The organism is Azospirillum isscasi (assembly GCF_030849505.1).
In the GTDB taxonomy this organism is placed as follows: Bacteria; Pseudomonadota; Alphaproteobacteria; order Azospirillales; family Azospirillaceae; genus Azospirillum; species Azospirillum isscasi.
Window position 1 is genome coordinate 1 of record NZ_JAUJFI010000199.1, and the last position, 9,017, is coordinate 9,017.

9 protein-coding genes and 1 pseudogene are annotated in these 9,017 nt (G+C 68.9%); 9 read left to right on the top strand and 1 reads right to left on the bottom strand.

Annotation, left to right across the window (positions count from 1 at the left end):
• The first annotated feature begins 207 nt into the window (after positions 1 to 207).
• From QSG27_RS25520 to QSG27_RS25545, 6 genes are all read left to right on the top strand, one after another.
• Positions 208 to 450, top strand: coding sequence for a hypothetical protein (locus tag QSG27_RS25520; protein WP_306711138.1), 243 nt, complete (start codon positions 208 to 210; stop codon positions 448 to 450).
• Positions 451 to 630: 180 nt separating this feature from the next.
• Complete coding sequence (locus QSG27_RS25525) at positions 631 to 1,560, top strand: class I fructose-bisphosphate aldolase (protein WP_306711140.1); 930 nt, start codon at positions 631 to 633, stop codon at positions 1,558 to 1,560.
• A 12-nt stretch (positions 1,561 to 1,572) separates the two neighbouring features.
• Positions 1,573 to 2,256: a thiamine phosphate synthase gene (gene thiE, locus QSG27_RS25530; RefSeq protein ID WP_306711142.1), complete on the top strand. Its 684-nt coding sequence runs from the start codon at positions 1,573 to 1,575 to the stop codon at positions 2,254 to 2,256.
• Positions 2,257 to 2,272: 16 nt separating this feature from the next.
• A complete protein-coding gene (locus QSG27_RS25535) occupies positions 2,273 to 3,079 on the top strand; it encodes a TSUP family transporter (RefSeq protein WP_306711144.1) in 807 nt (268 codons plus the stop codon).
• A gap of 186 nt (positions 3,080 to 3,265) precedes the next feature.
• Complete coding sequence (locus QSG27_RS25540; protein WP_306711146.1) at positions 3,266 to 4,612, top strand: OmpP1/FadL family transporter; 1,347 nt, start codon at positions 3,266 to 3,268, stop codon at positions 4,610 to 4,612.
• Positions 4,613 to 4,747: 135 nt separating this feature from the next.
• Positions 4,748 to 5,743 carry an MDR family oxidoreductase gene (locus QSG27_RS25545; protein WP_306711148.1) on the top strand — a complete coding sequence of 332 codons (996 nt, stop codon included), beginning with the start codon at positions 4,748 to 4,750 and terminating at the stop codon, positions 5,741 to 5,743.
• Positions 5,744 to 5,771: 28 nt separating this feature from the next.
• Here QSG27_RS25545 and epmA read toward each other — a convergent pair whose 3' ends face one another.
• Positions 5,772 to 6,824: an EF-P lysine aminoacylase EpmA gene (gene epmA / locus QSG27_RS25550; RefSeq protein WP_306711150.1), complete on the bottom strand. Its 1,053-nt coding sequence runs from the start codon at positions 6,822 to 6,824 to the stop codon at positions 5,772 to 5,774.
• Positions 6,825 to 6,992: 168 nt separating this feature from the next.
• On the opposite strand from epmA, the gene efp reads away from it, so the two are divergent.
• The 3 genes and pseudogenes from efp to QSG27_RS25565 all read left to right on the top strand — a co-directional run.
• Positions 6,993 to 7,559: an elongation factor P gene (efp, locus tag QSG27_RS25555; RefSeq protein WP_306711152.1), complete on the top strand. Its 567-nt coding sequence runs from the start codon at positions 6,993 to 6,995 to the stop codon at positions 7,557 to 7,559.
• A 90-nt stretch (positions 7,560 to 7,649) separates the two neighbouring features.
• Positions 7,650 to 8,495: an inositol monophosphatase family protein gene (locus QSG27_RS25560; protein WP_306711154.1), complete on the top strand. Its 846-nt coding sequence runs from the start codon at positions 7,650 to 7,652 to the stop codon at positions 8,493 to 8,495.
• 178 nt (positions 8,496 to 8,673) lie between these two features.
• Positions 8,674 to 9,017 (top strand): annotated as a pseudogene (locus QSG27_RS25565) (hypothetical protein); the annotation flags it as partial.

Sequence of the window (9,017 nt, forward strand, 5' to 3'; positions counted from 1 at the left end):
CGCGGCGCCCGCCTGCTGACGGACCTGCCCGAACCGCTCGACCTGCGCGGCGCCCGCGACCCGCAGCGCGCCTGCCGGGACTGGCTGAGCGGGCCGCGCGGCGGTCCTGTCACGGAATAGTCCCAAGGCGATACTGCTTTTTCCCCAAATCACCACGATCAAAAGTGGTGTATGGTGATTTCGACATCACGATGCGGTACCACCCCGATGAACACGACCACGCCTTTGCGGCCCCAGGCGGACGCCACACCGCGGAAGGGTGACGGGCTCGCTCCCCATCCGGAGAGGCCGGATGGGCTTCCCCGCGGTTCCCGCTTCCCCGCGCCGCATGTGGAGAAGCTCCGTGGCGCCCGGCTGCTCGCCGTCTGGACCGGGCTGGCCGCCGGGGCCTGGGCCGTTGCGGTGGGCGCCGGCTACGGCCTTTACGTCATCGTTCAATCGGTTCTGTGACAAAAAACGGCGTCCCCTGCGGCGGAAGCCTAATCCTTCGGCACCCCCGAATCCGACCTCTCGGATAAGCCCTTTTGGCGAAGCGCAAGGCCGCATTACACCCCTGCCGGCGTTGCAAAGAGGCCCGGGCTGGGCTATGAGGGCCGCATTTCCGACATGAACCCCAAGGGGAAGAGCCAGATGAAGCTCACACGTCGCGTTAAGGAAATTCTTGCGAACTACGAAAGCGACACCCCCGGCGTCAAGGCCAACCTTGCCCGCATTCTGATGGAAGGCAAGCTGGGCGGCACCGGCAAGCTGGTGATTCTTCCGGTCGATCAGGGTTTCGAGCACGGCCCGGCGCGCAGCTTCGCGCCGAACGAGCCGGGCTACGATCCGCATTACCATTACCAGCTCGCCATCGACGCGGGCTGCAACGCCTACGCCGCTCCGCTCGGGTCCCTGGAAGCCGGCGCCTCGACCTTCGCCGGCTCGATCCCGCTGATCCTCAAGATGAACAGCGCCAACAGCCTGTCGCGCCAGAAGGAGAACGCCGATCAGGCGGTGACCGCCTCGGTGCAGGACGCGCTGCGCCTCGGCTGCTCGGCCATCGGCTTCACGATCTACCCCGGCTCGGACGCCATGTACGACCAGTACGAGGAGATCCGCGAGCTGTCGAAGGAGGCCAAGTCGGTCGGTCTGCCCACCGTGCTGTGGTCCTACCCGCGCGGCGGCACCGTCTCCAAGGAGGGTGAGCTGGCCATCGACGTGATCGGCTACGCCGCCCACATGGCCGCGCTTCTCGGCGCCCACATCATCAAGGTGAAGCTGCCGTCCGCCCATCTGGAGCAGGCGGAGGCCCGGAAGGTCTACGAGTCCAAGAACATTCCGATCGCCACCCAGGCCGACCGCGTCCGCCACATCATGCAGTGCGCCTTCAACGGCCGCCGCATCGTGGTCTTCTCGGGCGGTGCGACCAAGGGCGAGGACGCGGTGTTCGAGGACGCCCGCGCCATCCGCGACGGCGGCGGCAACGGCTCGATCATCGGGCGCAACGCCTTCCAGCGTCCGCGCGACGAAGCCCTGAAGCTGCTCGACCGGATCATGAAGATCTATCAGGGCAAAGAGTAAGGACCGCCCCGGGTGACCGAAACCGCCTGCCGGCTCTACCTCGTGACGCCGCCGGTCCTGGAGCCGGCGGCCTTCGCGCCGAAACTGACCGAAGCGCTGGACGCGGGCGACGTCGCCTGCGTGCAGCTGCGCCTGAAGGACTGCTCCGACGACGCCGTGCGCCGGGCTTGCGATGTTCTGCGCCCGATCGCGCAGGACCGCGGGGTGGCCTTCATCCTGAACGATCACCCTGCGCTGGCCCGCGAGACCGGCTGCGACGGGGTGCATGTCGGGCAGAAGGACACCCCCTACGCCCAGGCGCGGCGGATCGTCGGCAACGACGCCATCGTCGGGGTGACCTGCCACGACAGCCGCCACCTCGCCATGGAAGCCGGCGAGGCCGGGGCCGATTACGTCGCCTTCGGGGCCTTCTTCCCCACCACCACCAAGGACGCCGAATTCAAGGCCGAGCCGGAACTGCTCCGGTGGTGGTCGGAGCTGATGGAGGTGCCCTGCGTCGCCATCGGCGGGATCACCCAGGAGAATTGCGGGCCGCTGGTCCGCGCCGGGGCCGATTTCCTGGCCGTGGTCGGCGCCGTGTGGAACCACCCGGACGGGCCGGGCGCCGCCGTGAAAGCCTTCAACGCCGCCATCGCCGCCGCAGAGTCCGGTGCCACGTCCGGTGCCGAATCCGGCGTCGAATCCACCGGAGAGTGAAGGCCGTCACCCGATCATGGACCTCCTTTCCATCGAGACGCTGGCCGCGCTGTTCGCGGTCGGCCTGCTGGCGGGTTTCGTGGACGCCATCGCCGGGGGCGGCGGGCTGCTGACCCTGCCCGCCCTTCTCTGGGCCGGGCTGTCGCCCGCCGAGGCGCTGGCGACGAACAAGCTGCAATCCAGCTTCGGGTCCTTCTCCGCCGCGCTGAAGTTCACGCGCGGCGGCGAGGTGAAGCCGCGCGACATGGCGGTGATGATCGCCTGCACCTTCGCCGGCTCTGCCGCGGGCGCGATCGTCGTCCAGATGATCGACCCCGGTTTCCTGCGCAACGTCATCCCGGTGCTGCTGATCGGCATCGCCGTGTGGCTGCTCGTCTCCCCGAAGGCCGGCGAGATCGACGCGCAGCAGCGGATCGGGGAGCGCGGATTCGCCCTGCTCGCCGGGACGGGCATCGGCTTCTACGACGGCTTCCTCGGGCCGGGCACCGGCACCTTCTTCGCCATCGCCTTCGTCTCGCTGCTGGGCTTCAACCTGCGCAAGGCGACCGCCCACACCAAGGTCCTGAACTTCACCAGCAACATCGCTGCCCTGCTGTTCTTCCTGGCCGGCGGGCACATCGCCTGGCTGGCCGGGCTGCTGATGGGGCTGGGCCAGATGATCGGCGCGCAGGCCGGCGCGCATATGGTCATCCGCAACGGGGCCGCCATCGTGCGGCCCATGCTGGTCATCGCCTCCATCGCCATCACGGCGAAGCTGATCTGGACGGACGCCCAGGGCGTGATCGGCGCCGGCATGGCGATGGTCGCCGGCTGGCTGGGCTGAACAGCCCCAACACCCCCTGCCCCCTCCTGTCGTCCCGCGGCGAATCGCCCTGGGCGCGCATTCCCCTGCCCCAAACCTACCGTTGCGCACATACATTGTTGGCCAAACATTTTTTCAGCGCACCCACTTTACGTTAACGTCAATCTGTGTATCATTGCGTCAAATAACGAAATTGGGGAGAAACGCATGTCCAAACGGTCTCTGAAGGGGAATCTGCTCGCCGCCGCCGCAGCCGTCGCCATCGCGGCGCCGCTGCCCGCCGGGGCCGCCGGCTATCTGCTGAAGGAGCAGAGCGCGTCCGGCCAGGGCACCTCCTTCGCGGGCGCCGCCGCCAACGGCATGGGCGACGCCACCGGCCTGTTCTTCAACCCGGCGGCTCTCGGCGCCATCGAGGGGAACCAGGCGATCGGCGTGCTGAGCGGCGTGTTCCCGACCTCCAAGACCAGCAACGCCCGCGGCACCCGCGCCACCCGGCTGGGCGGCAGCACCATCGTGGGCACCTCCGACCCGGGCGACGTCGGCATGGACGCGGTGATCCCGTCGGGCTATCTGGCCTACACGGTGTCGCCGGACGTGAAGCTGGGCCTTGCCATCACCGCCCCCTGGGGTCTGTCCACCGACTATCCGGAAAGCTGGACGGGCCGCTATCACGGCATCCATTCCAGCCTGCTGACCATCAACATCTCCCCCACCGTGTCCTACCGGTTGTTCCCGGATCTGACCGTGGCCGGCGGCCTGCAATTCCAGTACGCCAAGGCGCGGCTGAGCCAGGCCGTGGACTTCGGGTCGATTCTGGCGGCCACCGGCGTGCCCATCGCTCCGGGCTCGCGCGACGGCGTGGGCGAGGTGAAGGGCGACGACTGGGGCGTCGGCTTCACCGCCGGCATGCTGTACGAGCCGGTGAAGGGCACCCGATTCGGCGTGTCCTACCGCTCCTCCGTCTTCCACGAGCTGGACGGCGATTCGAAGTTCGAGGCGGTGCCCGCCGTGCCGGCGCTCCAGGCCAGCTTCGCCGGTTCCCCGGTGCGGGCGAAGGTGGCGACGCCGGACGTGATCGCCTTCGGCGCCTACCACGAGCTGACCAGTTCCTTCGCCGTCATGGCCGACGCGCACTGGACCAACTGGTCGCGCTTCAAGGAACTGCGCATCCGCTACCGCAACCCGCTGCGCGCCGACACGGTGACCGACGAGAACTGGGACGATTCGTGGTTCTTCGCGCTGGGTGCGGCCTACAAGTGGAACGAGAAGCTGACCCTGCGCGCGGGCGTGGCCTATGACCAGACTCCGGTCAGCGACCAGTACCGCACGCCGCGCATCCCGGACGAGGACCGTTACTGGGTGTCGATCGGTGCCGGCTACCAATTCACGGACAGCATCCGGACCGACATCGGTTACAGCCACATCTTCGCCAACAAGGCCAAGATCAACCTGCGCGACAACCTGACGGGCAGCGACGCGTTCCGCGGCAACCTGACCGCCGACTACAAGGCCCATGTGGACGTGATCGCGCTCCAGACGAAGATCACATTCTGATTTTGGGGTGGTGGGCGCGGGCGGGCACTCCCCATCCGCGCCGTCATCCCGGCGTCTTGTCCATCCCGGCTTCCGTGCTAGGCTTTCCCCCAATCAAACCGCTCATCAAGAACGCGATCCGGGAGAGCAATCCGCATGGCCGACACCTTCACCGCCTTCGTCATCGAAGACGCCGACGGCAAGCCCAAGGGAGGCTTCAAGCCCCTGAGCCTTGAAGACCTGCCGGACCACGACGTGCTGGTCGAGGTCGCCTACTCCACCCTGAACTACAAGGACGGCCTCGCCGTCTCCGGCAAGGGCCGGATCGCCCGCAAGCTGCCGATGGTCGCCGGCATCGACCTCGCCGGCACGGTCGTGGAATCGCGCTCCGCCGACTGGAAGGCGGGGGACCGGGTGATCGTCAACGGCTGGGGCCTGTCGGAAACCCAGTGGGGCGGCTACAGCCGCTTCCAGCGCGTGAAGCCGGAATGGCTGACCCGCCTGCCCGACGTCTTCTCGCCGGAGGAGGCGATGGGCATCGGCACCGCCGGCTACACCGCGGCGCTCTGCGTGGACGCGCTGGAAACGTGGGGCACCATCCAGCCCGGCGGCAAGGAGGTGCTGGTCACCGGGGCCGCGGGCGGCGTCGGCTCGGTCGCGGTGGCCCTGCTCGCCAAGGCGGGCTACCCGGTCACCGCCTCCACAGGGCGGCCCGAGACCCATGAGTACCTGTCCGGCCTGGGCGCCACCGGCTTCATCGACCGCGCCGCCCTGCTGGAGAAGGGCCCGCCCCTTCAGAAGGAGCGCTGGGCCGGCGGCGTCGATTCGGTGGGCGGGATCACGCTCGTCAACGCCCTGTCGCAGACCGTCTGGGGCGGCGCCGTCGCGGCCTGCGGGCTGGCGGGGAGCGCCGACCTGCCGGGCACGGTGCTGCCGCACATCCTGCGCAGCGTGACGCTGATCGGCGTCGATTCGGTCGCCGCCCCCGCCGCACGGCGCGAGCGCGCCTGGGCGCGGCTGGCCCGCGACCTCGACAAGGACCATCTGAAGGCGATGTACACGGTGGAGCCGATGTCGAAACTGCCGGAGCTTGCCGGCCGGATCCTCGCGGGGCAGGTGCGCGGCCGCGTGGTGATCGACGTCACCGCCTGAACGGCCAAGCCGGTGGCGGTGGGTGGGTTCAGGCCCCCGCCACCGGCAGCCACAGCACCTCGTCGATGCTTTCAGCACCGCTGCACAGCATGACCAGCCGGTCGAACCCCAGCGCGATGCCGCTGCACTCCGGCATGCCGTGCTCCAGCGCCGCGAGGAAATCCTCGTCCACCGGGAAACGGTCGCCGTAGATCCGCTCCTTCAGGTCCATGTCGGCCTCGAAACGGGCGCGCTGGGCGCGGGCGTCGGTCAGTTCGCCGAAGGCGTTGGCCAGTTCCAGACCGCAGGCGTACAGCTCGAACCGCTCAGCCAGCCGCGGGTCCTCCGGCTTGGGGCGCGACAGGGCGGCCATGCAGACGGGATAGTCGGTCAGCACGCAGGGCACGCCCTCGCCCAGATGCGGCTCGATCCGGTCGAACATGATGCGGAAGACGATGTCTTCCCAGCGGTCGCCGTCGTGCGGGTGGATGCCGATGCGCGCCGCGACCGCGGCCAGCGGCGCCGGATCGGGGTCGTGGGTGCCGTCGAAGGTTTCCAGCAAGTCGATCCCGGCGTACTCGCGGAAGGCGTCCTGCACGGTCAGCACCCGCCACTCCTTGAAGGGGTCGCAGGCCATGCCGCGGAAATCGAATCGCGTCCGCCCGGCGGCGGTCGCGGCCTCGCGCACCAGATCCTCGCAATCGCGGATCAGCGTCCGGTAGCCCTCCCCCGCCCGGTACCATTCGAGCATGGAGAATTCCGGCGCATGGGTGGCCGACCGCTCGCCGTTCCGGAAGACGTGGGCGATCTGGTAGATGCGCGGCAGCCCCGCCACCAGCAGCTTCTTCATCGCGAATTCGGGGCTGGTGTGCAGGTGCAGCCGCCGCCGGTCCTCGGGATGCGGCCCCACCAGCTCCGTCGCGAAAGCCTGGAGATGCGGCTCCATCCCCGGCGACACCTGAAGCGCCGGGGTGTCCACCTCCAGGAAGGCGTTCTCTTCGAAAAAGCGGCGGACGGCGCCCAGCACGCGGCCGCGCACGGCGAGGTTCGGGCGGCGGCGGGCGAAGGTCTCGGGAGCCCAGGAAGGCGGAACGGGGGGCATGGCGGCCTGCGGTAACGGAGCGACGATGCTGCTTAGCAGAGTGGGGCCAGTGGCGAAAACGGACAAAGAAGGCGCGGAATCCCGATTCCGCCCCCGCCCGGCGTTGCCACCGGCCCGGCAAGCTGCTAGGTTCCGCGCCGCCTGTCTCCTGGAAATCACGAGTATGTCATGAAGGTCAACGCCAACACGATGCGTCCCGGCCATGTGCTGGAGCACAACGGGAAGCTCTGGGTCATCACGAAGACCGCCATCGTCCAACCCGGAAAGGGCGGCGCCTTCATCCAGCTTGAAATGAAGGATGTGCGCACCGGCAACAAGTCGACCGAGCGCTTCCGCACCCAGGAGACGGTCGAGCGCGCCCGCCTGGACGAGCACGAGATGACTTTCCTGTTCGCCGAAGGCGACAGCTACACCTTCATGGACAAGGAAAGCTACGAGCAGACCGCCATCCCCGGCGAGATCATCGGCGACCAGAAGGTGTTCCTGCAGGACGGCATGGAAGTCACCGTGCAGTCCTTCGAAGGCGCGCCGCTCGGCGTCGAGATCCCCGGCAAAGTCACCCTGCAGATCACCGAGGCCGACCCGGTGGTGAAGGGCCAGACGGCCTCCTCCTCCTACAAGCCGGCGAAGCTGGAGAACGGCGTGTCGATCCTGGTGCCGCCGCACATCGAGTCGGGCACCCGCGTCGTCGTCGACACCCAGACCGGCGAGTATGTCGAGCGCGCCAAGGACTGACCGTCCTGACGTTTTTCTGCGCACCGGCTCTCGCTTAAGGCGGGGGCCGGTGTATTCTTTTTCCGGTTCCGCACGAGATAAAGCACGCCCATGGCCACCCGCTCCGCCCTTATCAACGTGATGGTCCGCGCCGCCGAAAAGGCGGCCCGCGGCCTTGTCCGCGACTTCGGCGAGGTCGAGCACCTCCAGGTGTCGCGCAAGGGCCCGGCGGACTTCGTGTCCGCCGCCGACATGAAGGCGGAAAAGCTGCTGCGCGAAGAGCTGCAGAAGGCCCGCCCGGACTTCGGTTTCCTCATGGAGGAGACGGGCGCCAGCAAGGGCAACGACCCGACCGCCCGCTGGATCGTCGATCCGCTGGACGGCACCACCAACTTCCTGCACGGCATCCCGCACTGGGCCATCTCCATCGCCGCGGAGAAGAACGGCGAGATCGTCGCCGGCGTGGTGTACGAGCCGGTGCACGACCAGATGTTCTGGGCCGAGAAGGGCCAGGGCGCCTTCCTGAACCACCAGCGCCTGCGCGTGTCGGAGCGCCGCAACCTCGCCGACGCGGTGATCGCCACCGGCATCCCCTTCAAGGGCCGCGGCGACCATGCCGGCTTCCTGGTCGAGGCCGAGGCCATCATGAAGGAGGTCGCGGGCATCCGCCGCTTCGGCGCCGCCTCGCTCGACCTCGCCTTCGTCGCGGCGGGCCGCTACGACGGCTACTGGGAGCGCGGTCTGGCCCCCTGGGACGCCGCGGCGGGCCAGCTTCTGGTGACGGAGGCCGGCGGCTTCGTGGGTGAGATCGGCGGCGGGCGCAACCCGGTGTTCGGCGGCACGATCCTGGCGGCCAACGCCCATTTCCACCTGCCGATCGCCAAGATCCTGCGCGGTGCGACGGAGCGCAGGGTGCGTTCCGCCCCGGCTGCGGCGACGGACGCCGGTCAGGGCTGACCTCCGGCTGGGCCATAAGCCCTTGTTGACGATAGGATAGCCGGGCCGCGCTTTGGTGGGGAAACCCGCCGCGCGGCCCAAAGGGCGTTGTCGCTACGCCAATCGAAGGGCTATGGTACCAACGCTTTTCCGTGTAACTGGGAACAATGCGCTGGTCACCATGAGGATTGTCGGACGCATGAGCCGTTCTCCGAATGCCCCCGCGGGGCGGTCGGTCTCCCTGCGCGTCCTGCCCGCCGCCGCGGCAGCGGTGCTGTCCCTGGCCGTGACCGCCTGTTCCACGCCCAGCGCGCCCCCACCCCAGACCAGCGCCCCCGGCCCCGCCCCCGCGGTCACCGCCGATGCGGGGAAGCTGACGCTGGAGAACGCGCAGCCGCTGCCCATCCCGCCGCGGCCCGACCTCTTCCCGCCCCCGGCCCCGCCGGCTCCGCCCGTCTTCAAGGCTCCGGTCGTGATGACGGCGCCCCCGCTGCCGCAGATCGAGGTCGGCGCCAGCCCGCCCCCGCCCGCCATGCCGGAGGG